This window comes from Flavobacterium pygoscelis (genome assembly GCF_023162025.1).
GTDB lineage: Bacteria > Bacteroidota > Bacteroidia > Flavobacteriales > Flavobacteriaceae > Flavobacterium > Flavobacterium pygoscelis.
This window is the reverse complement of sequence record NZ_JALNUB010000004.1, coordinates 431,859-456,871: the sequence shown is the minus strand read 5'-3', so window position 1 is coordinate 456,871 and position 25,013 is coordinate 431,859. Positions and strand designations below refer to the sequence as shown.

Genomic DNA, 25,013 nt, shown 5'->3' with positions numbered 1-25,013 from the left:
GTTCTTTTTTATATCAAATCCAGTCCGCCATTTATCAAGTGTGCAATTTCTGATCGTCTTTGTTTTAGATTTTCAAGATAATTTTTCACCTCTTGCAAAAGATTTGGTTCGTTTCTATCTTTCAATAATTCAACAATCTCAACAGATAACAACCAATCATTTGGGTGATTCTCTTTTAGTTGTTGAAAAATCGGAACTAAAGAAGTTGTAGTATCTTTTGATTCTCTAATCAATCGTACGGTTTGATACAAAACTTCTAAATCATCACGTTCTGCGCTTTGCTGCGCTTTGATTGTTGTACTACTAGGAACAGCAGTAATCAAATCAAAACTAGTCGCATCTGCAGGTCCTGAAAAAGCCGAAACTAGTTTTTTTCCAACAGCCATATCATAAATACCCCATTCTGGTTGAAACAAAATAGTTTCTCCATGCGTAACAGTACAATTTTTAAAACTGATTAAAATTATTTCGCCATGCAAGTTTCTCGAACCAGTAATAATTTCTCCTTTTACGGTAATATCACCTTCAAAATCTAAAGTTACCGTTTCATTTTCAGTAATAGAATAAGCACTTAAATCTCTTGGACTCATGTCTTCTATAGCCAGATTGATGCCTTTTAGTTTTCCAATGGGACTACCAAAACCATCTTTATGATTAATCGTTCCATGACCTACTAATTCTTTCTCTCTATAGGATAAAGCTGTTTTTCCAGTGGTCTGAATGTAAACCGGTTTTCCATTCGCTTCAATTACATTCGTAAAAACTCCTGAAACTTGTATGCCAGTGCTCAACTCAATAGTTCCTAAAGCATTTGATTGTATCAGTTTATTTATACCCGATAAACCTCCTGTACGCAACGCCATTTTATTAGCAAATTCTTCTAATATTAAGCTCAAATACGCAAAATCAGGAGTTACATACAATTGCGGTTGCAGTTGTGTAATATCAAAATTCTGATTTGCTGCCGATATGTCGTAAGGGATTTTCTTTACTTTTTTAGTCATACAATGCGCACTTTCACCAATTGAAGAAAGTAAACCAGCGCCGTATATTTTCGGATTTTCTACCGTGCCTATTAAACCGTATTCTACAGTCCACCAATGCAGATTTCTAATTTGTGCCATTTCTGACAATTCACCCATGTTATTCTGCAAATCTTCCACTGCTTTTTCAGCAGCGTCAATATTGGCTTGTGGAGTTCCTTCTGCTTCTTTCAAAATAGAAAGTAATCGGATGGCCTCATACATTTCGTAATCTTTGTGCGAAGAAATGGCTTTGCAACCTATTTCTCCAAAACGACGTAAATATTCTGCATATTCTGGATTGGCAATAATAGGGGCGTGACCAGCACCTTCGTGAATAATATCTGGTGCAGGCGTGTATTCTATATGTTCAAGTTGACGAATATCTGAAGCAATCACGAGTACATTATACGCTTGAAATTCCATGAAAGCATTGGGCGGAATAAATCCATCAACAGCAACAGCTGCCCAGCCAATTTCAGTTAGAATTCGGTTCATTCCGTACATACTCGGAATAGTATCTACCTCAATTCCTGTTTTTTTAAGTCCTTCTAAATAGGAATTATGTGCTACTTTTGATAAGTAACTTACGTTTTTACGCATTACATAACGCCAAACTGCTTGGTTAATTGGTGTATAGTCGCTATAATCCTGAGGTTTAATAAATTGTCTTAAGTGCTTTGGCAACCGATCTAATAACGGATTGCTTTCTATAGTTGTGCTCATCTCGAAAACGTTATAGTTTTTGTCAAAAGTACAACTTTAAGGAGCTATTTCCAGCTATCCGTTACAAGATTTAGCAAAAAAATACATTTTTGTAAGTCCTAATAAGAGCTTCTTACAGTCGCTTTATTAGAACAACAAAAATTGTCTTTTTTTGCCAAATGCTTTCCACTGCTATCTGGGCTAGGAGAGTTAGTTTTTATTTTCGATGAATTTTAATTTAGTTTTTACAGGTAAATAATAGTGTTTTGAAAAAAACAGTATAAAACATTATTCTTTTACTTCAAAAAGCAATACCTGTGTTTTTTGAGTTTCTGAAAAGTTATTATCCGATATAAAAATCAAGGAACGATTTCCATTAGTTAATTTTGGACCAAAAGTCAATCCTTCAATATTGTCTGTATATATTCCTAAATCATCCATATTTAGAATTAGTTTTTTAGAGATCAATTCAATTTTTTGATTCTGTAAAGATTCATGATTTTTAACATCTGTTGCCTTTTTAAAATCACATAAAAAAACTTTTATAGTACACGGTTGCGTTCCTGTAGAGTAGGAGCGTTCTAGTACTAAGAATTGGTTTTTTTTGTAAAACTGAATCGCAGCAACACCATTTACAGCAAAAGCGCCTTTAGGATTAGGTTCGTTTGCAATGGCTTCAAGCTGATATCCATATTGAGCTGTGTTTTTTTGTGTTTTTATATCAAATTCGTAAAAACGAATTAAGCCACCTTTGCTTGTGCTGGCTTGGTTACCGTCTTCAAATAGCGGTTCTTCTACGCAAGTATATAGTGTTTTATAATTTTGGTCAAAAGTGATGCTTTCAAGTGTTCCGTTATTGCGAGGTCCTTTGCTTTCTTTTTGCATTTCAAGATTAGAAGGTAATTTTAACTCCTCTTTAAAATTTCCTTTTAAATCCATAAAAGTAATCGAAGGATTTTGTAAAATAGTTTTGTCAGCGGTTACAACTCGAGCACCTTCACTTGTCCAAACTAGAGAGTTATTTTTCGGATTGTATCTAATATCTTCTGGATCTGCAGAGGTTTCTGGACTAGTTGTCCAATTGCCAAAAGTGGAACCTTGCTCATTTTTTAAAGTGTTGGTTTCTTGAAAACTAATTGCTTTTAGTTGATTGTCAGCGATATTAATCTTTGCAGTGTAAAATCGGGAAAGGTTTTCTTGTGCTCTTTCATCGCAAATGATATAATAAAGATCCTTCTTTTTATCATAATCAATACCGGAAAGCCCACCAATTTTAGTGTTATTAAATTCTTGGTTAAATGGAATTTCAATTGAATTAATGAATTTTAATTCAGGATAACTGCCACTTGAGGATGTGTTTTTTAAATTGGAACAAGAAGCCAAAATAGATAGTGCAAATAATCCAGTAAGAAGTTTACGCATGATATTGTTTCTATTTATAAAAAGATACTTAATGAGGTTAATTGTTTTTTGCAGCATTACGAAAATAATCAATCTTGTAATGAAACATTTCGGCCATGTTTCGGCCACGTAATTTTGCTTCTTCAGCAAGTGGACCTAAAAATAATTCATCTGTAGTTGCTGAGAAAATTGCCATCCAACGATCAAAGTGTTCTTTCTCAACAGGTAATTGTTTGTGCGGAGGAAATGGACTACCAGAATACGAATGGACATCAAGTAAAATAGTTTGCCAAAAACGATACATTTTCTCCAAATGTTCTGGCCAGCGATTGCCTATTTTCTCATTAAATATTGGTCCGATAAATTCATCTTTTTGAACTTTAGAATAAAAAGTATCAACTAGTAATTTTATATCGTCTAGATTTTTAATGTCGGTAAGAGTTGTCATAATTGTATATAAAAAAGCCTACGCAAAGGTAGGCCATTCTTAAGGAACTGTAAATTGTTTTATCCAATTAATTGTGTAAACAAATCTTGCCTGTCGTTGAGATATTGAAATTCGAATCCTTTATCAAACATTTTCTCTTTTATATTTACAATGTCATTCTTGTTTTTTAATTCTAAACCTACAATCGCAGGACCTACTTCTCGGCTATTTTTTTTAGTGAACTGAAAATAGGTAATATCATCATCTGGCCCTAAAATATCATTTACAAATTCCTTTAGAGATCCTGGACGTTGTGGAAACTGAATCATAAAATAATGCATGAGTTCTTCATACAATAAAGACCTTTCTTTTATTTCGGCAGTTCTTTCAATATCATTATTACTTCCGCTCACAATGCACACCACATTTTTCCCTTTTATTTGGTCTTTATAGAAATCTAAAGCGGCGATAGTTAATGCTCCAGCTGGTTCTACAACCATTGCTTCTTCATTATACAAACGCAAAATAGTAGTGCATACTTTTCCTTCTGGCACTAAAACGATAGCATCAAGATTTTTTTTGCAAATTTCAAAAGTCAAGTTTCCTACTTGTTTTACCGCAGCTCCATCTACAAATTTGTCTATTTTTTCAAGAGGAAGGTTTTTACCAGTAGCTATAGCAGTTTTCATTGAGGGAGCACCTTCGGGTTCAACGCCAATTATTTTTGTGTTAGGACTCAATTTTTTAAAAACTTCCGAAAGTCCTGCTGCTAATCCGCCACCGCCAATAGGTACAAATACATAATCTATTGGTTCTTTACAGTTTTCTAAAATTTCTAATCCAACGGTTCCTTGTCCTGCAATGACTTTAAAATCATCAAATGGATGTACAAAAATAATGTTTTTTGCAGTAGCCTCTTCTGCGGCTTTTGCATAAGCATCATCAAATGTGTCTCCTATTAAAATAATTTCAACATAAGTTTTTCCAAATAATTGTACTTGTTTTATTTTTTGTTTCGGTGTTGTTTTAGGCATGTAAATTTTGCCTTTTATTTTCAATAAATGACAAGAGTAAGCTACTCCTTGTGCATGATTTCCAGCGCTAGCACAAATTACACCCTGACTTTTTTCTGACAAAGTTAAAGTGCTCATTTTGTTATATGCTCCTCTAATTTTATAAGAACGAACCACTTGTAAATCCTCTCTTTTTAATAAAACTTTACAATTAAATTCTTCTGATAGATTTAAGTTTTTACTTAAAGGTGTAGCTGTTACAACCTCTTTTAATTGATTTTTTGCTGCTAATACTTGTTCGTATGTTGTCATAGGATTTTTTTTAATAAGGATTAAAATTGTTGATCTAGTTTGAATAAATTAATACGTTTTCTCTGTTTGATTTTGTAATGGATATTCTACCGCTTTTAACAAATTCGATCAGGTTACAATTTCGCAATTCTTGTACTAAATGTTTTAATTGTTCAGATCTTCCACTCACTTCAAATACAGTAAAATCTTTAGTTATTAATATGGTTTTTGCTTTGTATTTCTCTACTATTTTTTCAATTTGAAAATCTATTTCTCTTTTTTTAAAACAAATTTTAAATAAGGCAATTTCATTTTCTATTACTTCATTTCTCATGCTAGCAAATACGTCAATTATTCCAATTGTTTTTCTTATCTGAAGTACCAAATTTTTAATTATAATTTCGCCGTCTATTAAAACAATGGAGAATTTATAAAGGTTTTCTATCGGTTCAAAATGGATTGTAACCGATTCTGTTTTGATTTTTCTTCTGGCAAGGATTATATCTATTTTACTGATCAGACTTACTTGATTTTCAGTAAGTATAGTAATGGTGTATTCTTGTTTCATTGGTTTTTTAATTGTATTACTGTTTGAATTTTTGGTAAAAAAAAGCCTTTCTCATTATGGTGAGAAAGGCAAATAGGGAGCACTATTATTCTGACTCGTTACGTAAAACGAATGATGATAATAATGATAATAGAATTTTTAGATAGACTTAGCATAGGTTTAAAACAAAAAAAACCTCCTAAATTAGGAGGTTTGATACAAATATTTTTATACAAGACTCCGCTATTATTGCTGAACAATAATAATTATAATAGCGACGATAATGTTTATAGAATTTCTCATTTTTTTATTAGAAAATCAAATGTAAATAAAATAAAATTATTTCTTTACATTTGAAGGAGGAAATTGTGCAAGTATTTTAGTAACAAATTCATTGATTACTTTTTCCTTTTCACTTCTATTATTGGTGAGGTATCCAATTCCTTCACCTTGCCATACTAATTCTTTTTTCTTGGCATCAATTAAATCGATATAAAGAGTTCCTTCAGTTGATGAGGTAACAGAAGTGTTTCGACCTCCCCAGATATAAGGATTCCAACCGTATCCCCAACCATAACCAAATCCCGCATTGAATTGATTTACATCTATTCTTTCTCTCTCCTTTGTGAATATGTTTATTAAAAGATCTGGATTCTCACTTTTAGTCATGCCTTTTTTTGCAAGTTCAGCATCAACAGCGTAAAGAATTCTTTTTTTATCCAATTCTGAAATTTCAACTTTATCAATCCCTTTTTTATGAAACGCATAGGTTTTGTATTGACTAAAGTCTACTTTACTATCATAATCAGAATATACTCTTACAGAACTGCAGGAAGCAAGTACTAAAAGTAGAAAAACGGGTATAAATTTAATTGCTTTCATAATAGGTTAATTTGATTACTAATAGTTATAAAGGTTTTATGTAAAATTTAAAAATCTAATAAAGTGTCATCTACTATATTTGGGAGTGTAACTTTTAATAAAGGTTGCGTCTCCATAGCTCTTTTTATAGCAAAAATTGCTCCATCATTCCGAGCCCAACTCCTTCTTGAAATACCATTGTTGACATCCCAAAAAAGCATTGATGCTAAGCGCTTTGAAGCTTCCTTAGAGCCATCAAGAACCATACCAAATCCACCATTAATTACCTCTCCCCATCCTACGCCACCACCATTGTGAATAGAGACCCATGTTGCGCCACGAAAACTATCTCCAATTACGTTTTGGATGGCCATATCGGCTGTAAAACGAGAGCCGTCATATATATTTGAAGTTTCTCTATACGGCGAATCGGTACCTGAAACATCATGGTGATCTCTACCTAAAACTATGGTTCCTATTTCTCCCTTAGCAATTGCTTGATTAAAGGCTTCTGCAATTTTTACACGGCCTTCTGAATCTGCGTATAAGATTCGAGCTTGAGAACCAACTACTAGTTTGTTTTCTTGAGCTCCTTTAATCCACTGAATATTATCTTGCATTTGTTGTTGAATTTCAACTGGAGCATTTGTTGCCATTTCTTCTAAAACACTACAAGCAATTGCATCCGTTTTAGCTAAATCTTCAGGTTTACCTGATGCACAAACCCAACGAAATGGACCAAAGCCATAATCAAAACACATTGGTCCCATAATATCTTGCACATAACTTGGGTATCTAAAATCGATATTGTTTTCTGCCATAACATCTGCCCCAGCACGAGAAGCTTCTAATAAAAAAGCATTCCCGTAATCAAAGAAATAGGTTCCTTTAACAGTGTGTTTATTAATTGCTGTTGTATGACGACGTAATGTTTCTTGTACTTTTTGTTTAAACAAATCAGGATCATTAGCCATCATTTCATTGGCTTCTTCAAATGAAACACCAGCAGGATAATAGCCTCCAGCCCAAGGATTGTGCAATGAAGTTTGGTCGCTACCTAAATCAATATGAATGTTTTCTGTATCAAATTTCTCCCATACGTCTACTATATTTCCAAGATACGCTATGGAGACTGTTTCATTATTGGCTTTAGCCAAAGCTACTCTTGCAACTAATTCGTCGATGTTTTCTATAACCTCGTTAATCCATCCTTGGCTATGACGAATGTGTGTAATTTTTGCATTCACCTCAGCACAAACGGTAATACAACCAGCAATGTTACCTGCTTTTGGTTGCGCACCACTCATACCTCCTAATCCAGAGGTTACAAATAAACCTCCTTTTGGTTGTTTCTTAATTTTTCTGAAACCATTTAACACAGTGATTGTTGTTCCATGTACTATTCCTTGTGGACCAATATACATATAACTTCCCGCAGTCATTTGTCCGTATTGAGAAACACCTAAAGCATTCATTTTTTCCCAGTCATCCGGTTTAGAATAATTTGGGATAACCATTCCGTTGGTTACTACAACCCGTGGAGCTTCCTTGTGAGAAGGAAATAGACCCATTGGATGTCCAGAATACATTGTTAATGTTTGCTCATCGGTCATTTCAGATAAGTATTGCATCGTCAATAAATACTGCGCCCAATTCTGGAAAACGGCACCATTACCACCATAAGTAATTAATTCATGCGGATGTTGGGCTACAGCATAATCTAAATTGTTTTGAATCATCAACATGATCGCTTTTGCCTGTTCTGATTTTCCAGGATATTCTTCAATAGGACGAGCACGCATTTCATAATCGGGACGAAAACGATACATGTAAATTCGACCGTATTTATTTAATTCCTCTGTAAATTCTTTAACTAATTCGGGATGATGTTTTTTATCAAAATAACGAAGTGCATTGCGAAGTGCTAATTTTTTCTCTTCTGTTGAGAGAATTTCTTTGCGCTTTGGTGCATGATTTATTGCTGTTTCGTAGTTTTTTTGTTTGGGTAAAACAGTTGGAATCCCTTGTTGTATTTGTTCTTTAAAAGTCATTTTTTCTGTGCTGTTTTTTTGTGTAGTGTAGTAGAAATATTTTTGATTACGTACCACAATAAATAAAGTGAATTTAAATATTTATTCATTTAATGCGGTTAGGCTCTATAGTTGTTTTTTTGTGGCACCTGTTTTTTTATCGAAGCCATACGGACAGTGACGACAACCGTTTTTACAACAATAACCTCTTTTTAAATGGTGCTTTTCTGTAAAACATTTATAACCTTCTGGTGTTAAATAAAAATCTTCGCCTTCTATCACTTTATTTTCATTACTTTGGTTATTCATAGCTTTACCATTCAATTGCAAATTAATTTGGATTTGTGTTCTAGAATTGTCATTTTAAGAACTGACTTTTTACTTAATTTAAGCCAAATTTTAAATACAAATTTATAAATTTTATAACGAATGTTTCTGATTGTTACTAAATATTTAATTCCTAATGGATATCGTGGATTAACGGTATTTCCTTTTGTGTTTGCAAAACAGGAAGCTGATAAAGAAAATGCCGTTTTTTTGAACCATGAAAAAATTCATCTTCGACAACAATTGGAATTGTTGGTTATTCCTTTTTTTATTTTGTATTTACTTGAATACTGTTTTCGACTTTTATATTACAGAAACTCAAATTTAGCCTACAGAAATATTAGTTTTGAAAGAGAAGCGTACGCCAACGAATCTGATTTTAATTATTTAAAAACACGCTCTTTTTTTAGGTTCTATTATTACATTTTTTCGAAAAAATAATTAAAATAGTCTTAATGTCTGATTGAAAAGCTTTTAAAGAATTACTTTTTCTTTAAATTAAATCAGTTAATTTCTTTTCTCACTATTGCAATATCCAAATCCTAAGAGAATTTGTAATAGGTTGTATTTTTTTCTTTATCTTTAGTTATTACATTTTCCACAAATTTTTCTGATTTTATTTTACGCCAACTAATTTTTTTTTGAATAATTTTTATTTATATTTTACGTAAGAAAAATAGCTTTTTTTTAGACTAAAGATGTATTTCAACGATTATTTATACTTTTTATCGGTGTTTTAGTGGTTTAACTTATTCTTTTTTCTGTATTTTAGATAAAAATTATTTTAATGGCTTAATTACGATCAATAATTGATGTTTACTAAAGCAATCTTTTTTTGATTCAAGCTAATAAAAATATTTTTTTTAATTATTTTATTTTGAAGTTTTTATAATAAAAAAATCAGCAACAACTTAATTCACAAACCTATGTACGGAAAAATACTTAAAAAAAGCCTATTAGTAGCAACGGGATTTTTACTTCAGAATTCTGTGAATGCACAAATGTTTGTTAGCGCAGATACTTATGTTTATGCTTCAAATGAAGTTATTTATATAGGACAGCAGTTAGAACTGAATGCTGCCAGTAGTTTTTTATATTTGAGGGATACAGCCCAGTTGGTACAAGGTTCAGCAGGTACAAGTACTAATAAAGGATTGGGTAGTTTATCTGTTTTTCAGGAAGGATCTGTAAATGATTACCAGTATAACTATTGGTGTTCCCCAGTCGGAGGTAGCGATACAAACTCTGGAAACTCCCCTTTTGGTATTAATCAATTGAATGATGTTTTAAATGTAACACAATCTACTCCCGCCACCATATTGCCTATGAATAATTATAATGGGACTTCAGTTCCATTAGCAATTGCTCCTTATTGGGTTACTAAATTAACGACTTCTACCGAATACTCTAGTTGGATTGATGCAGGAGCTCCAAATAGTATTTTAGCTGGCGAAGGATTCACAATGAAAGGAACTTCGGGAACGAATACTGTTTCCGTTAATGGAGTTCAAAATAATCCAGGTAGCAGACAACGCTATGATTTTAGAGGAAAGCCAAATGATGGGACTATTTCTATACCCGTAAAATTCGAAAATTATACCTTAACAGGAAATCCTTATCCCTCTACAATTGACTTGTCTGCTTTTTTACTTACTGAGACAAATTGTTCAGGAACAGCTTATTTTTGGGAGCAAGATAACACCGTAAATTCACATTTTTTAGCAGACTATAAAGGAGGTTACGGAACTTTTGTTCCTGTTGATATCAATAGTCTTGGTATATACACGCCAGCTACATTTTATTCTTACGATGGTTCTGGTAATGCTGGTGGGAATGTAGGAACTGGTAATTATTATCAAAGAAGAAATTTACCAATAGGACAAGGTTTTTTAATAGATGGTAAAGTTGATGGTGTGGTTGAAATGAAAAATAGTTATCGAACATTTGTGAGAGAAACTCCAGATTCTTCTACTCCTATTGCTAGAAAGAGTGATTCTAAAGCTAAAAAAAATACGAATCCTTTTGCAAATACACAATCGGTATCGGGCATTGATTACTCACAAGTGACAGATGAACAAGTTCCTCAGATAAGAATTAATACACTTTTGAATAATAAAGGAGTGCGTCAATTAGCTTTAGGATTTGTTCCTCAAGCAACAGATGGTATAGATCATGGTATGGACGGTGGTTCTTCTAGTCAAGGAACACCAGCCGATATTTATTTTCTTATAGAAGATGCTGAATTTGTGATCAATGTATTGAATTTCGATAATGATAAAAAAATTCCAATTGGTTTTAGAAATGCTAAAGAGGCTAGCTATAAAATTACCGTAAATGAAATAATAAATTTTACGCAAGCCAATACCATTTTTCTACACGATAAAGTTAATAATCAATATTATGATATTAAAAATGATTTTCACGAATTGATATTGCCTCCAGGAGAAAATAATACACAATTTGAAATAACTTTTAAAACGGATAAAAGTCTTGGAGTTGAAGAAGCGGCAAAAGAGAATTTTATGATTTACCAAAATAACGAAAACCAAAATTTGGTTATTGATAATCCTTTATTAATGGATCTTGATGTTTGCGGTTTATATGATGTTGCTGGTAAAGTTATTTTTACAAAAAAAGATATTGGTAATCAGGCTTCTTACAAATTTGCTACCTCTGGATTAGTAGATGGGATATATATAGTTAAAATGGTTACAAAAGATAAACAAGTTGTTGGAAAAAAAATTATAATTAAAAATTAGAATACTTTGAAAAAAGTACAAAAAATGCAGCCAGTCAAGGTTGCATTTTTTGTTTTATAAAAATTATATTTGTACAAAATCCAATTCCATTGAATCAAGAAATAAAAATAGCGCTTCCCAATTCTATTACTTTAGTAATTAAACGAGAAGATTTGATTCACCCTTTTGTCTCCGGAAATAAATTTAGAAAGCTAAAATATAATTTGCTTCAGGCCAAAGCAGAAAATCAGGAAACATTACTTACTTTTGGAGGTGCATTTTCAAATCATATTGCTGCAGTTGCTTTTGCAGGATTCGAGAATGGCTTAAAAACTATTGGCATAATTCGCGGCGATGAACTTAGAGGTAAAATTGATGACAATCCTACATTAAAATTTGCTGAAAATTGTGGGATGCAGTTTGAATTTGTTAGTAGAGAAGATTATCGCCAGAAAAATGAAATTTTATTTTTAGAAGAATTAAAAAATAAATTCGGATCATTTTATCTGATTCCTGAAGGAGGTACAAATGAATTAGCAATAAAAGGCTGCGAAGAGATTCTGACGGATAAAGATGCCGATTTTAATTATATTTGTGCTGCTGTAGGCACTGGAGGAACTATATCGGGTATAATCAATAGTATCTTGCCAGATCAAAAAGTTTTAGGATTTCCAGCTTTAAAAGGTGATTTTTTAAAAGAGGAAATTCGTAGTTTTGTAAAAAGTCAAAATTGGGATTTAATTACTGATTATCATTTTGGCGGATACGGAAAAATAAATAATGAGCTTGTTCAATTTATTAATGATTTTTATCTGCAAACTCAAATTCCTTTAGATCCTATATATACTGGAAAGATGGTATTTGGCGTTATAGATTTAATAAAAAAGAATTATTTTCCAAATAACTCAAAAATTTTACTCATTCATACCGGAGGAATCCAAGGAATTAAAGGGATGAATAATAAATTAATAAAGAAACAACTACCAATAATAACAATCAATGTTTAAAAAAATCCTACTAACATTTACGATTCTTACCTTAATAAGTTGTAATGCTTCTAAACCAATTATTGTAACTAGTAAAAATGCACCTCTAAAATCGAAATCTGAAATAGTTAGAACTACTAAAAAAAATCCACCAAAGGGCACCGTAATTTCAAAACCTATTGCTACTAATCAAGGCAGAGTTGATAGCAAAAATAATGAAACAGAAGTAATTGTATCTACTTCAAAGACTGTAGTTACTAATGATGTTATTAAGATGTATATCTATCAGTTTAAAGACATTGCTATGGGTAACATGAAAACATACGGGATTCCAGCAAGTATTATTTTAGCACAAGGAATTCTAGAATCTGGTGCAGGAAGAGGAGATTTAGCTAAAAGTTCTAATAATCATTTTGGAATAAAATGCCATGTAGGTTGGACTGGAGAGAGTGTTAAGCATGATGACGATGCAGCCCAAGAGTGTTTTAGAAAGTATGATAATCCTTCAGAATCTTTTAGGGATCATGCATTGTTTTTAACCGGTAGAAGCAGATATGCTAAACTATTTACACTTTCAAAAGGGGATTATAAAGCTTGGGCAAAAGGATTAAGGGCTGCAGGTTACGCTACAGATCCTAAATATCCAGATAAGCTAATATCGTATATTGATCGATATAGTTTGCACGAATATGATAGTATGGTTTTAGATCCTAATTTTGTGTCTAATGAAAAACAGTTAGTAAAAGAACTGACTGTAGAAACAAGGACTGTTGCTACTAATGGTTTAGATTCTTATATTGTTCAAAAAGGAGACACGCTTTATTCTATTTCAAAAAAATTCGAATTAAAAGTTGAAGATTTAAAACAAAAAAATAATTTATCAGACAATACTCTTTCTATCGGTCAGAAATTAGTAGTTAAATAATTTAGAACAACAACAATTTATAATTTAGCACATGTTATATAAAAGAAGTAGTCAGCTATTTGCTGAAGCAGAAAAAGTAATACCAGGAGGAGTAAATTCTCCAGTTAGAGCGTTTAAAGCAGTAGGAGGAACTCCCATTTTTGTAAAGAGTGCAAAAGGAGCCTATATGTATGATGAAGATGGAAATCGTTTAATAGACTACATCAATTCTTGGGGTCCTATGGTTTTAGGTCATGCTTATGAACCGGTAGTAAATGCAGTAATTGAAAAAGCAAAATTAGGAACTTCTTTCGGGATGCCAACCGAGTTAGAAACACAGATAGCTGCTTTAGCTGTTGCAATGGTACCGAATATTGATAAAATAAGATTCGTTAATTCAGGTACAGAAGCTTGTATGAGTGCTGTTAGGTTAGCCCGTGGTTTTACAAAAAAAGATAAAATAATTAAGTTTGCAGGTTGTTATCACGGTCATTCTGACTCCTTTTTAATTCAGGCTGGAAGTGGGGCTATTACATTTGGTTCGCCCAATAGTCCAGGAGTTACTGCTGGTACTGCAAAAGATACTTTATTAGCAACTTACAACGATTTAGATAATGTAGCCGCTCTAATTGAAGCTAATAAAAATGAAATTGCTGCAATAATTGTAGAACCTGTTGCCGGAAATATGGGTTGTATACCTCCTAATAAAGGTTTTTTAGAAGGATTACGCCAAATGTGTACTGATAACGGTATTCTTTTGATATTTGATGAGGTTATGACTGGTTTTCGTCTAGCGAGAGGTGGTGTTCAAGAACTTTTAAATATTAAAGCAGACATTGTTTGCTTCGGAAAAGTTATTGGTGGAGGTTTACCGGTCGGAGCTTTTGCAGCTCGAGAAGAAATTATGAATTATTTAGCTCCACTAGGTCCCGTGTATCAAGCAGGAACTTTGTCAGGGAATCCATTGGCTATGGCTGCAGGATTGGCTATGCTTCAAGCATTAGATTCTGATCCTACTATTTTTAAAAGATTAGAAGAGAAAACAGCTTATTTGCATGCAGGTATTGATAGAGTTTTAAAAGCTCATAATATTGTTTTTACGATCAATAGAATTGGATCTATGATTTCAGTTCATTTTGATAGTAATCCGGTAACTGATTTTAAATCTGCAGCTAAAGGAGATAATGAAAGGTTTAAAAAGTTTTTTCATGGATTACTGAATGAGGGAGTATATATTGCTCCATCAGCATACGAGACTTGGTTTATTACTGATGCTCTTTCCTACGAAGATTTAGATTTTACCATAGCAGCCATTAATAAAGTGGCTCAAACATTATAATATTTATTATTTTTAAAAAAAAGCTTCGGATTGTCCGAAGCTTTTTTTTTAGTTTTCTATTTCAGTTCTTTTATTACTTCTTTCTTTCATTCTGTTTGCTACTTTTTCTCTGTTTTTTTCTTGGTTTGTTTTCCAAGTAGTAAATTGCTCAGGAGTTAAAATAACTTTCATTTTATCTTCTAGAATTTTTCTCTCTTGTTGCCTCTCACTTTTTTTAGCTTCATGCTGCATTTTCATTTCTTCTTTTGATGTCTTATTTTTATCCATCATCTTTTCTCTTTTCAGTTTCTGATCGGTTAAAAGTTGATTGATTTGTTCCTGCTGTTTGGCATTTAAACTTAATTCAGCAGTCATTTTTTTCAATTGCTTTTCTTGACGCTCTTGCGGTGTCAATCGTTCCATTTTTGTTCTTTCTGAGCCATCTTTCTTGTTTTGAGCATAGGTTGTCATACCAACAACTAATAATGCAGCAATAATTAATTTTTTCATTTTAATAATTTAAGAGTTATAGAGATAAGACTAATATGATGTTTTAAAGTTTAATCATTAACAAAAGTTTATCGTTTGATTTCTTAACTATAAGTTAAAAAAAGCGAATATATCCTTATAAGTATGATTGAAGTCATAATAATTAAATATTAATATTCGCAAATTTGTTAAACAATTCTAAAAACAATTTTATGTACAAATTAACTTTTTTTGTAGTTGCATTCTTAATGTTAACTTCATGTGGCGATAAAACGAAAACCACCGATGATTTCTCAAAAGATACTGCTGCTCCAACTGACGGGTCAGCGACCTCTACTACTGATGCCGCAACTTATGATCCAAATAGAGGAATAGGGAAACACACATCAGTAGACTTAGGAGCCAAACTAGATGTTGCTATGGCTGCCGAAGGAGAGAAAATTCAATCTGTAAAATGTTCTTCTTGTCATAAATTAACGGATGAAAAATTAGTAGGTCCAGGATGGAAAGGGGTTACAACACGTCAAAAACCTGAATGGATAATGAACTTTATCACAAATCCAGACCCAATGATTGATAAAGATCCAGAACTTCAAGCACAACTAGAACTTTGTTTGGTTAGAATGCCAAATCAAGCCTTATCTGATACTGATGCAAGAAACTTACTTGAATTTATGCGTAAAAACGACGGAGTAAAATAATTCAAAAAATAATAAATAAAAAAGTATGAAAAATATTTTTGTAAAAACCAGTCTTGCTGTTGTGTTCGCGAGTGCGTTTTTTGGTTCTTGTAGACCTAAAGACACAGCCGATGCGGTTAGTGGTGATGCTGCTCAAAAAGTGTATGTTGCCCCTGGTAAATACGATGAGTTTTATAATTTTGTTTCAGGAGGATTTAGCGGACAAATGAGTGTTTACGCTTTGCCAAGTGCTCGTTTATTAAGAGTGGTTCCTATTTTTTCTGTAGATCCTCAAAGCGGATATGGATATAGTGAAGAATCAAAGCCCATGCTGAATACTTCTCATGGATTTGTGCCTTGGGACGACCAACACCATTTAGACATGTCACAGACGAATGGTGAAGTTGATGGTCGTTGGATTTTTGCCAATGCCAATAATACGCCTAGAATTGCTCGTGTGGATTTGAAAACATTCAAAACCGTAGAGATTATTGAATTGCCTAATAGTGCAGGAAATCACTCCTCTCCTTTTATTACCGAAAACACAGAATATGTTGTTGCAGGAACTCGTTTTAGCGTTCCGCCGGATAATTCTAATGGAGACGTACCTATTAATACGTATAAAGAAAACTTCAAAGGGTATTTGAGTTTTGTAAAAGTTGGTAAAGAAGGTCAGATGGATATCGCTTTCCAGATTGAAACTCCTGGTGTAAATTGGGATTTAAGTCATGCTGGAAAAGGGAAGTCTCACGGATGGTTTTTCTTTTCTTGTTACAATACGGAACAAGCTAATACTTTACTTGAAGTGAATGCTTCTCAGAAAGATAAAGATTTTATCATGGCTGTTAACTGGAAAAAAGCAGAAGAGTATATCAAAGCAGGTAAAGGGAAAAAAATAGCGGCAAAATATGTTCACAATACTTGGGATGAGAAAACACATTCTGCCAAATCAGAAATGAGAAATGAAGTTCTAGTACTTGATTCTAAAGCTTTAAAAGACATTTGCTACATGATTCCATGTCCTAAATCTCCTCATGGTTGTGATGTAGATCCTACAGGTGAATTCATTGTTGGTAGTGGGAAATTAGCCGCTTTGATTCCTGTTTTTAGTTTTGACAAAATGGTAAAAGCAATTGCTAACAAACAATTTGACGGTAATTACGATGGTATTCCAGTTATAAAATACGAAGCAGCTTTGCATGGTGAAGTTAAAAAACCAGGATTAGGACCATTACACACTGAATTTGACGGAAGAGGTAACGCTTACACTACTTTCTTTGTTTCTTCAGAAGTGGTAAAATGGGATATTAAAACCTTGAAAATTTTAGATAGACATCCAACTTATTATTCACCAGGACACTTAATGATTCCAGGTGGTGATAGTAGAAAACCATTTGGTAAATATATGGTTGTATATAATAAAATTACCAAAGATCGTTACTTGCCTACTGGCCCAGAATTGGCGCAAAGTGCACAGTTGTTTGACATTAGTGGTGATAAAATGAAATTATTATTAGATTATCCAACTATAGGTGAGCCGCATTACGCGCAAGCAGCACCAGCAGATTTAATTAGAAACAATGGCCAGCTAAAGTTCTACAAAATTGAAGAAAATCACAATCCTTTTGTTACTAAAGGAGAGAAAGAAGCTAAAGTAGTTAGAAAAGGAAATAGAATTGATGTATATATGACTTCTATCCGTTCTCACTTTGCTTCTGATAATATTGAGGGAATAAAAGTTGGTGATGAGGTTTATTTTCATGTGACTAACTTAGAACAAGACTGGGATGTACCTCATGGTTTCGCTATAAAAGGGGCAGATAATGCAGAACTTTTAATCATGCCTGGAGAAACTGCAACTCTAAAATGGTTGCCTAAAAAAGTTGGAATTTATCCATTCTATTGTACTGATTTTTGTAGTGCGCTACACCAAGAAATGCAAGGTTATGTTAGGGTATCTCCAGTAGGAAGTACCGTTCCTCTCACTTTTAGTCTGGGAACTAATATGCCAGCTAAATAATAGTACTTGAAATTCAAAAGGGAACAAATAAATAGTTTGTTCCCTTTTTAATAATAAAAAATATGAATAATTCAAAAATTACAATACTTTCAAAAGTTATGCTTTTGGTAGTGATGGTACTATTGCTATCTTCTATTTTTGTTCCAATGTGGAGAATCGAACTTTCTGCTCCACAATATCCAGAGGGATTAGTTCTTAAATTACATGCGAATAAAATTGCGGGAGATGTTGATATTATCAATGGGCTTAACCATTATATCGGCATGAAAACCTTGCATAAAGAAGATTTTATAGAGTTTACAATTCTACCTTATATCTTTGGTCTTTTTGCAATAAGTGCTTTAGTAGTTGCACTGATTGGAAAGAAAAAAGGATTATATGCGTTATTTATTTCTTTAATTGTTTTTGGAGTTTTGGCCGCAGTAGATTTTTACAGATGGAACTATGAATACGGACATAATTTAGATCCCAATGCAGCCATTAGAGTACCAGGAATGTCTTATCAACCACCGATGTTAGGATATAAGCAATTGTTGAATTTTGGAGCGTATTCGATTCCGGATATTGGAGGTTGGATGTTGATTGCTTCAGGAGTGCTTTTATTTATTCTTGTGCTTAAAGAGTCTAATATGTTAAAACGATTTTCTAAATCTAAAGTAACTGCCGTCTTATTATTTGCTTTCTCCTTATCATTTATTTCTTGTGCTAAAACAGAGCCAACTCCAATTAAATTAAATATAGATTCTTGTGATTTTTGCAAAATGAGTATTGCCGATGGTAAATATGGAGCAGAATTAATTACGGTAAAAGGAAGAACTTACAAGTTTGACGACATTATGTGCATGATAAAGTACGGTAAAGAAAATCCGGATACCAAAGTGGCTTCTTATTTTGTTAATGATTACAACCAGAATAATGTATTAATAGCGGCAGAAAGTGCTCATTTTATTTCGGGGACAGACATTTTAAGCCCAATGCGAGGTGGAGTTATTGCTTTTTCTGATGCTACAGTAGCTAAAGAATTTCAGCTTAAGTTTGAAGCTGAACCCATGAATTGGGATGCTGTATTCACAAAATAAATTCTTATTTTTTTGTAGCATAACAAACGTAAAATTTGTTTTCAATTCCTTTATTTTTATAAGACTATAATTTTTTTTAATTAGAAATTTTATAATTTCAGATGCTTTTAAATACCTATATAGCGCTAAATTATTTATGCTGGAATTGCTTAATCTAAAAAAAATAATGAAAAAAATATTGTTCATAATGCTCTTGTTTTCTTCATTTCTGCACGCGCATATAATTGATGTAGGTCCTAAAAAAACTATTAAATCCATAAAAAAGGCAATTTATTTAGCTAAAATAGGAGATACTATTATTGTTCATAAAGGAACTTATAAAGAGGGTAATATTATTATCGATAAGAAAGTTGTCTTTATTGGTAAAGATTTTCCTATTCTTGACGGTCAAAAAAAATATGAAGTTCTTTCTGTAAAAGCGGATAGTGTTGTTGTAGATGGTTTTAAAGTCATTAGATCCGGACATGCTACATTAGAAGATCCTTGTGGTATAAAAGTTTACAACAAAAAAAATGTCATAATACAGAATAATATTTTAGATGATAATTTCTTTGGAATCTATATTCAAAATGGAAGAAACTGTCTTATAAAGAACAATACAATTATTGCCTATGGAAAAGAGGAACAAGAAATAGGCAACGGAATTCATTGTTGGAAAAGTGATAACCTTCAGATTATTGCTAATAAAATATCTGGTCACAGAGATGGGATTTACTTTGAATTTGTGACGAATTCTGTGATATGGAGAAATATTTCAAGCAAGAATATTAGATATGGTTTGCATTTTATGTTCTCAAATGATGATGCTTATATTACAAACGTTTTTAAGAATAATGGTGCTGGAGTTTCGGTGATGTTCACCAAGAATGTCAAGATGTTTAATAATTATTTTGAAGAAAATTGGGGAGATAGTGCCTACGGTTTGTTCCTAAAAGAAATTTCGGACAGTCAGATTATTGGTAATAAATTTTCTAGAAATACTTCTGGAATTCACATGGAAGGAACTAATAGAATTTTAATTGAAAAAAATGTATTTCAGGCCAATGGTTGGGCTATGAAAATTCAGGCAAGTTGTATGGATAATGAAATTGTGAATAATAATTTCATCGCCAATACTTTTGATATGGGAACCAACGGAAGTTTGGTTTTAAACAAGTTTAATACCAACTATTGGGATAAATATGAAGGCTATGATTTAAATAAAGATGGAGTAGGAGATGTTCCCTATCATCCATTAAGTTTATTTGCCGTTCTAGTCGAAAAAAATCCTGCTGCAATGCTCTTATTTCGGAGTTTTATGATTACTCTTCTCGATAAATCAGAAAAAGTTTTACCAAGTATTACACCGGATAATTTTGTTGATAATTCTCCATTAATGCATTCTTTACCATTATGATTGAAATAAAAAATATATATAAAAATTTCGGGAAATTAGAAGTTTTAAATAACATAAATCTTCGTTTTCAAAAAGGAGAATGTATTGCTCTGATTGGACCCAATGGTTGTGGAAAGACTACTTTAATCAAAACAATTCTAGGAATGGTGATTCCCACAAAAGGAGATATTCTGCTGGATCAAAAATCAATTTTAAAAGAATTTAAGTACAGAGAAAATATTGGTTATATGCCTCAAATTGGTCGTTATCCTGATTATATGACTGTGGGACAGATTATAGAAATGATAAAAAATATTAGGAACTCCAATCAAGTTTTAGACGAAGACTTAATAAAAGCTTTTGAACTCGAAAAGATTGTTGACAAGCAAATGCGAACTTTATCTGGCGGAACTACTCAAAAAGTAAGTGCAACATTAGCTTTCTTATTTGATCCCGAAGTGCTAATTCTAGATGAACCTACAGCTGGACTTGATCCTTTGGCTTCAGAAATTTTGAAAGAAAAGATTATAAAAGAAAAAGAAAAAGGAAAACTAATCTTGATCACTTCTCATCTTTTGAGTGAATTAGATGATCTGATAACGCAGATTATATATATGCAAGATGGTGCTGTACATTTTCACCAAACCATTGCTGATTTACTCCAAGCAACAAACGAACAAAAAATTTCAAAGGCTATTGCCAAAATTTTAAAAAATAAACGCAATGAACAGAATCATTAAAATTATTTTTCTAGATATTCTTAAAAATAAGATTATTGTCGCATATACTTTAATTCTAGCTGTTCTTTCTTGGAGTTCTTTTGGATTAGAAGATAATTCAGCAAAAGGATTATTGACTATTTTAAATATTATCTTATTTACGGTTCCATTGGTTTCTATTCTTTTTGCAACTATTTATTTGTACAATAGTTCAGAGTTTATTGAGCTATTATTAAGTCAACCAATTAAAAGAAAGAAAATTTGGCTGAGTCTTTTTTTAGGGCTGTCTTTGTCTATGGTTTTAGCTTTTTTTGTAGGAGCCGGAATTCCTCTTTTGATAAATGCACCGGATAGTGTTGGATTAATGATGCTAATTATTGGTTCGCTCATCACATTGGTTTTTGTTGCTTTGGCATTCCTCAGTTCTATTCTTACACGAGATAAGGCAAAAGGAATTGGGATTGCAATTATGGCATGGTTGTATTTTGCTTTGCTTTTTGATGGTTTAGTACTGTTCCTTTTATTTCAATTGTCTGATTATCCAATAGAGAAAGCAATGATAATTGTCACTGCATTTAGCCCCATAGATTTAGCAAGAATACAAATTTTATTACATTTAGATGTCTCGGCCATGATGGGTTATACTGGAGCAATTTTTAAAGATTTTTTTGGAACTTCTGTTGGTTTATTAATTTCTTTTTTGTTGCTGTGTACCTGGATTATTGTTCCCTTTTTGATCTCTCTCGTTAAATTTAGAAATAAAGATTTGTAAGTTCTTCTTAAAGCCTTTTAGAGGAATGATATTATTAATTTGAATGTTAAATAATAAACAAGGTTATAAACTATTATTTATGTTAAGCTTTTAGTGAATTTTCAACTCAAAAATCATCAAAATGAAATCAACTATTAGAAATAGAAATGATATAATTAAGCTGGTGAATACTTTTTATGATAAAGTAAAAAAAGATGCCAAAATAGGCTATTTTTTTACTGAAGTTGCACATGTAAACTGGGAAGATCACTTATCTAAAATGTATGATTTTTGGGATAATATTTTATTTTGCAATGGTAATTATACCGGTAATCCTATTGTCAAGCATAAAGAATTACATCAAAAAAGTAAGATGAATGAATCGCATTTCTTACAATGGAATCTTTTATTTGATCAAACTGTTGATGAGTTATTTGTTGGGGAAAAAGCTAGCGAAGTAAAGAAAAGAGCCGCCAATATTGCAATGGCTATGATGTACAAAACAATCGAATAATCGTTTTTATTTATCTTTAAAACTAATAATGATTTTAAAATTACAGCTATTACTTTTTTTTAAAGTAATGACTTAAAAAAAAGCGCAAAACAATTTACTTTGCGCTTTTTTAATTGGCATTTGAATTAATAATTTTATTTAGGCAATAAAACATCATTTATGACATGAATCATTCCATTTGCAGTTGTAATTGAGGCAATGATTTCAGAACCATTAACAAAAACTTTATCCCCCACTTTTGTTATTTTTATTTTTCCACCATTTACTTCTTCATATTCCTGACCATCTTGCATATAATCGGTTTTTAAATTACCAACATAGGTGTGATATTCTAAAATATTTTTTAAATCATCCTTTTTTTCAGGTTTTAATAAGCCTTCAACAGTACCTTTTGGTAGTTTTTCAAAAGCAGCATTGGTAGGTGCAAAAACGGTAAATGGTCCCGCATTACTTAACACATCTACTAATCCAGCGGCTTTTACAGCTGCTACTAATGTCGTGTGGTCTTTACTCTTTGACGCTGTTTGAACAATGTTAGGACTTGAAATTTCATCGTTTACTGCAGATTGTCCTACAGCAGGAACTTCACTTTCAGGAGTAGCTTTTTCACTTACTTTTTCATTACTTTCTTTGCATCCAAAAAAAGTTAGTAAAGAGGTGGCAACTAATAATAAAATTGGTTTTTTCATAATTAATATTACTTAGGTTTTGTACCTCAAAGTACTTCATTATCCATTTTTTAATTTATGATTGGAATCATAAGGCAGGATTAATTTTAGTCTTTTTAAATGAATAATAAGCAGTTAAACCTATTCCTAAAAGTAAAAGTAGCGCTACACCAAATAAAATCTCATTGACATAGGGAATCATTGTGTAACTGAACGAGGCGACACCTTGTACAGCTAGAACGAGCTCATTGAAAAACACGCCTAAAGAAAAAATAATAAGGCCTATCTTTATTTTGCTATTCAAAATAATAAAATGTTTGGCATATATATAAAATAGCAAGAACAATGAAATTACGGCTAGTAAAACTAAGTGTAAATAAGCAATTACGATGGGTCTGAAACCAAAAGCCATTTGACTTAAAACCGGAATAGTTGAACCTAGTTGTAAAATGAATTTAATGCTTAACGCTAAGGCAACAAAACATAAAATGTAGCGCAATAAAGGAGCAAAATTATTAATGAATTCTTTTTGAGTTTTAATTAAAATAAACAATAATTTAAACCAAGCAAAAACTTGTATTGTAGCTGCGAATGCTGTTATAATGTAAATCCATACGGGAACTTTTAGCCAAAGAATTGATAAAAAATAGGCTGGAATACAAGCAAAAGCAAATAATTTAAAGGAAATTTCAAAAAAGGAATGATCTGATTTTTTTAGGTTTAAAAACCCAAATAATAACCCAATGCAGCCAAAGAAAAACCAACCGTTATACTGAAAATGTAAAAAATAATAAATTGAAGATAAATACAAGTCTTGTATTACATTTTTACTAGCCATCATGTAGGCTAAGTAAAAAGTTCCAAAAGAGGAAATAATATTAAAAATGACTGCTGCTCTAAACCAATTTATGGCAGCTAAATCAGTATCTATTTTTTTTAAATCTTTGAGGTAGTAATATCCAAAAGCATAGGAAACTAGGATTGAGGCGGTAGAGAAAAATATAGAGAACATTCCGTAGCCTTGAATGATAAAAAAGACTAGCATTCCGTACGAGCAAATGAGATTTGCAATGATTATTTTTTTATATTTATTTGTATCGAGAACGCCAATTTTATCTTGAAGATAATAGACCATTAAGGTCATTAGTGTATGAGTAATCCATCCGGCAAAGGCAAAATGAGAATGGGAATGCAGTATGTTTTTCTGATTGAAATAAGGAAATTCAAATCCTATTTTATAACGCATCAAAACGCCTAATGATGCTACTATGCAAAGATTTATGAGTGAGAATTTAAGCCAAAATTTTATATTAAGTTTCATTTTTAAAAGTATATTTTGTGATTTATGATTTCTACTTTTTTGCAGTCATTTAATTTTGAAAAAACCCGAATTACTGTCTCTACCCGTAAGCCTGTAAAGTTGGCAATTTCTTGACGGGTATAAGGAATGATTTTTTTGTCAGACGCACAACATTCGGATTTTCTCTTGTGTTTTTCTAAAAAAGCAATAATTCTAAATTCAGGAGTTTGGTTAATTATTTCTTTAGAAGTAATAGATTTTGAGTGGGTTTTTCTGGCGAGTAAAATCAGAAATGATTTCAGTATAATAGGATATTCATCTAAGATTTTTAGAAATTTTTCCTTGCATAATTTTATGATCGTAGCATCGTGTAGGCAAACTGCTTTTGAAGGATATAATTGATCAATAAATAAAGGAGGTTCTCCAAAACTTTCTCCTTTGCTAAAAAGTCCTTGTGTAAATTCTTTTCCTTCATCATTAGAGTTATACATTCTTACGCTACCATCAATTATTTGGTAATAAAAATGAGCTTCTTCACTTTCATTAAAAACGACTTCATTTTTTTTGTACTTTTTGGCTACAGCGCCCCAAGAGAATAGTAAGTCTATGTCTATTTGCATAATGTAATCAAAATTTAGAAATGTTTTATTTCGGCTCTATTATTTATCAATATATACTACAAATCGGATTGGTATAAAGTTATCTAATAAAATCAGAATATTAGTAATAAATAGTTCAATAAAAATAAATAGTTTAAGCTAAAGTGCTATAAAACAGTTCGAAGTGCTAAGGTATTTTAATAAAGGACAAAAAGGTATGATATTTATCAGTTTTTTTTAAATTTTCTT

24 protein-coding genes are annotated in these 25,013 nt (G+C 31.9%); 12 read left to right on the top strand and 12 right to left on the bottom strand.

Features of this window, described 5'->3' with window-relative positions; translation table 11 throughout:
- Positions 1-8: 8 nt before the first annotated feature.
- From MW871_RS08710 to MW871_RS08675, 8 genes are all read right to left on the bottom strand, one after another.
- Positions 9-1,748 (bottom strand): aromatic amino acid hydroxylase, encoded by a 1,740-nt coding sequence (locus tag MW871_RS08710; RefSeq protein WP_248428275.1) that lies wholly within the window; start codon positions 1,746-1,748, stop codon positions 9-11.
- Positions 1,749-2,015: 267 nt separating this feature from the next.
- Positions 2,016-3,149: an esterase-like activity of phytase family protein gene (locus tag MW871_RS08705; protein WP_248428274.1), complete on the bottom strand. Its 1,134-nt coding sequence runs from the start codon at positions 3,147-3,149 to the stop codon at positions 2,016-2,018.
- A 37-nt stretch (positions 3,150-3,186) separates the two neighbouring features.
- The gene (locus MW871_RS08700) at positions 3,187-3,576 is read right to left on the bottom strand and encodes a group III truncated hemoglobin (protein ID WP_188049535.1); all 390 of its coding nucleotides are present in this window, start codon (positions 3,574-3,576) and stop codon (positions 3,187-3,189) included.
- Positions 3,577-3,635: 59 nt separating this feature from the next.
- Positions 3,636-4,880 (bottom strand): threonine ammonia-lyase IlvA, encoded by a 1,245-nt coding sequence (gene ilvA / locus MW871_RS08695; RefSeq protein WP_248428273.1) that lies wholly within the window; start codon positions 4,878-4,880, stop codon positions 3,636-3,638.
- Positions 4,881-4,914: 34 nt separating this feature from the next.
- A complete protein-coding gene (gene ilvN / locus MW871_RS08690; RefSeq protein ID WP_248428272.1) occupies positions 4,915-5,427 on the bottom strand; it encodes an acetolactate synthase small subunit in 513 nt (170 codons plus the stop codon).
- 318 nt (positions 5,428-5,745) lie between these two features.
- The gene (locus MW871_RS08685; protein WP_188049538.1) at positions 5,746-6,288 is read right to left on the bottom strand and encodes a DUF4136 domain-containing protein; all 543 of its coding nucleotides are present in this window, start codon (positions 6,286-6,288) and stop codon (positions 5,746-5,748) included.
- 47 nt (positions 6,289-6,335) lie between these two features.
- Positions 6,336-8,318, bottom strand: a complete 1,983-nt coding sequence (gene hutU, locus MW871_RS08680) for a urocanate hydratase (RefSeq protein ID WP_248428271.1) — start codon at positions 8,316-8,318, stop codon at positions 6,336-6,338.
- Between the two features lie 105 nt (positions 8,319-8,423).
- Positions 8,424-8,606, bottom strand: coding sequence for a C1orf53 family protein (locus MW871_RS08675; protein ID WP_248428270.1), 183 nt, complete (start codon positions 8,604-8,606; stop codon positions 8,424-8,426).
- A gap of 120 nt (positions 8,607-8,726) precedes the next feature.
- On the opposite strand from MW871_RS08675, the gene MW871_RS16405 reads away from it, so the two are divergent.
- The 5 genes from MW871_RS16405 to hemL all read left to right on the top strand — a co-directional run bounded on the left by MW871_RS16405 (position 8,727) and on the right by hemL (position 14,591).
- Entirely contained in the window at positions 8,727-9,065 is a 339-nt protein-coding gene (locus tag MW871_RS16405) for a hypothetical protein (RefSeq protein ID WP_248428269.1), read from the top strand.
- Positions 9,066-9,550: 485 nt separating this feature from the next.
- Positions 9,551-11,383, top strand: a complete 1,833-nt coding sequence (locus MW871_RS08665; RefSeq protein ID WP_248428268.1) for a T9SS type A sorting domain-containing protein — start codon at positions 9,551-9,553, stop codon at positions 11,381-11,383.
- An 89-nt stretch (positions 11,384-11,472) separates the two neighbouring features.
- Positions 11,473-12,369, top strand: a complete 897-nt coding sequence (locus tag MW871_RS08660) for a 1-aminocyclopropane-1-carboxylate deaminase/D-cysteine desulfhydrase (RefSeq protein ID WP_248428267.1) — start codon at positions 11,473-11,475, stop codon at positions 12,367-12,369.
- Positions 12,362-13,273, top strand: a complete 912-nt coding sequence (locus MW871_RS08655) for a glucosaminidase domain-containing protein (RefSeq protein ID WP_248428266.1) — start codon at positions 12,362-12,364, stop codon at positions 13,271-13,273. Before MW871_RS08660 ends, MW871_RS08655 begins: the two co-directional genes overlap by 8 nt.
- Before the next feature lie 31 nt (positions 13,274-13,304).
- On the top strand, positions 13,305-14,591 hold the full coding sequence (gene hemL, locus MW871_RS08650; protein WP_248428265.1) for a glutamate-1-semialdehyde 2,1-aminomutase: 1,287 nt from the start codon (positions 13,305-13,307) through the stop codon (positions 14,589-14,591).
- 48 nt (positions 14,592-14,639) lie between these two features.
- Here hemL and MW871_RS08645 read toward each other — a convergent pair whose 3' ends face one another.
- Positions 14,640-15,080, bottom strand: coding sequence for a hypothetical protein (locus MW871_RS08645; RefSeq protein WP_248428264.1), 441 nt, complete (start codon positions 15,078-15,080; stop codon positions 14,640-14,642).
- Between the two features lie 191 nt (positions 15,081-15,271).
- Between MW871_RS08645 and MW871_RS08640 the strand changes: the two genes are divergently transcribed.
- The 7 genes from MW871_RS08640 (at position 15,272) to MW871_RS08610 (ending at position 22,197) form a co-directional block, all read left to right on the top strand.
- Positions 15,272-15,760 carry a c-type cytochrome gene (locus MW871_RS08640; RefSeq protein ID WP_210644364.1) on the top strand — a complete coding sequence of 163 codons (489 nt, stop codon included), beginning with the start codon at positions 15,272-15,274 and terminating at the stop codon, positions 15,758-15,760.
- 25 nt (positions 15,761-15,785) lie between these two features.
- Positions 15,786-17,759, top strand: a complete 1,974-nt coding sequence (nosZ, locus tag MW871_RS08635) for a Sec-dependent nitrous-oxide reductase (RefSeq protein WP_188049546.1) — start codon at positions 15,786-15,788, stop codon at positions 17,757-17,759.
- Between the two features lie 62 nt (positions 17,760-17,821).
- Positions 17,822-18,838: a nitrous oxide reductase accessory protein NosL gene (locus MW871_RS08630; RefSeq protein WP_236023870.1), complete on the top strand. Its 1,017-nt coding sequence runs from the start codon at positions 17,822-17,824 to the stop codon at positions 18,836-18,838.
- A gap of 166 nt (positions 18,839-19,004) precedes the next feature.
- Positions 19,005-20,234, top strand: a complete 1,230-nt coding sequence (locus MW871_RS08625; RefSeq protein ID WP_248428263.1) for a nitrous oxide reductase family maturation protein NosD — start codon at positions 19,005-19,007, stop codon at positions 20,232-20,234.
- A complete protein-coding gene (locus tag MW871_RS08620; RefSeq protein WP_188049548.1) occupies positions 20,231-20,953 on the top strand; it encodes an ABC transporter ATP-binding protein in 723 nt (240 codons plus the stop codon). Before MW871_RS08625 ends, MW871_RS08620 begins: the two co-directional genes overlap by 4 nt.
- Positions 20,937-21,704 carry an ABC transporter permease subunit gene (locus tag MW871_RS08615; protein WP_248428262.1) on the top strand — a complete coding sequence of 256 codons (768 nt, stop codon included), beginning with the start codon at positions 20,937-20,939 and terminating at the stop codon, positions 21,702-21,704. Before MW871_RS08620 ends, MW871_RS08615 begins: the two co-directional genes overlap by 17 nt.
- A gap of 121 nt (positions 21,705-21,825) precedes the next feature.
- Positions 21,826-22,197 (top strand): group III truncated hemoglobin, encoded by a 372-nt coding sequence (locus tag MW871_RS08610; RefSeq protein ID WP_210644357.1) that lies wholly within the window; start codon positions 21,826-21,828, stop codon positions 22,195-22,197.
- A 134-nt stretch (positions 22,198-22,331) separates the two neighbouring features.
- On the opposite strand, the gene MW871_RS08605 is transcribed toward MW871_RS08610, so the two are convergent.
- From MW871_RS08605 to MW871_RS08595, 3 genes are all read right to left on the bottom strand, one after another.
- Positions 22,332-22,886, bottom strand: coding sequence for a fasciclin domain-containing protein (locus MW871_RS08605; RefSeq protein ID WP_188049551.1), 555 nt, complete (start codon positions 22,884-22,886; stop codon positions 22,332-22,334).
- A gap of 67 nt (positions 22,887-22,953) precedes the next feature.
- Positions 22,954-24,186, bottom strand: a complete 1,233-nt coding sequence (locus tag MW871_RS08600; protein ID WP_210644355.1) for a hypothetical protein — start codon at positions 24,184-24,186, stop codon at positions 22,954-22,956.
- A gap of 2 nt (positions 24,187-24,188) precedes the next feature.
- Positions 24,189-24,785, bottom strand: coding sequence for a Crp/Fnr family transcriptional regulator (locus tag MW871_RS08595; RefSeq protein ID WP_188049553.1), 597 nt, complete (start codon positions 24,783-24,785; stop codon positions 24,189-24,191).
- Positions 24,786-25,013: the final 228 nt, after the last annotated feature.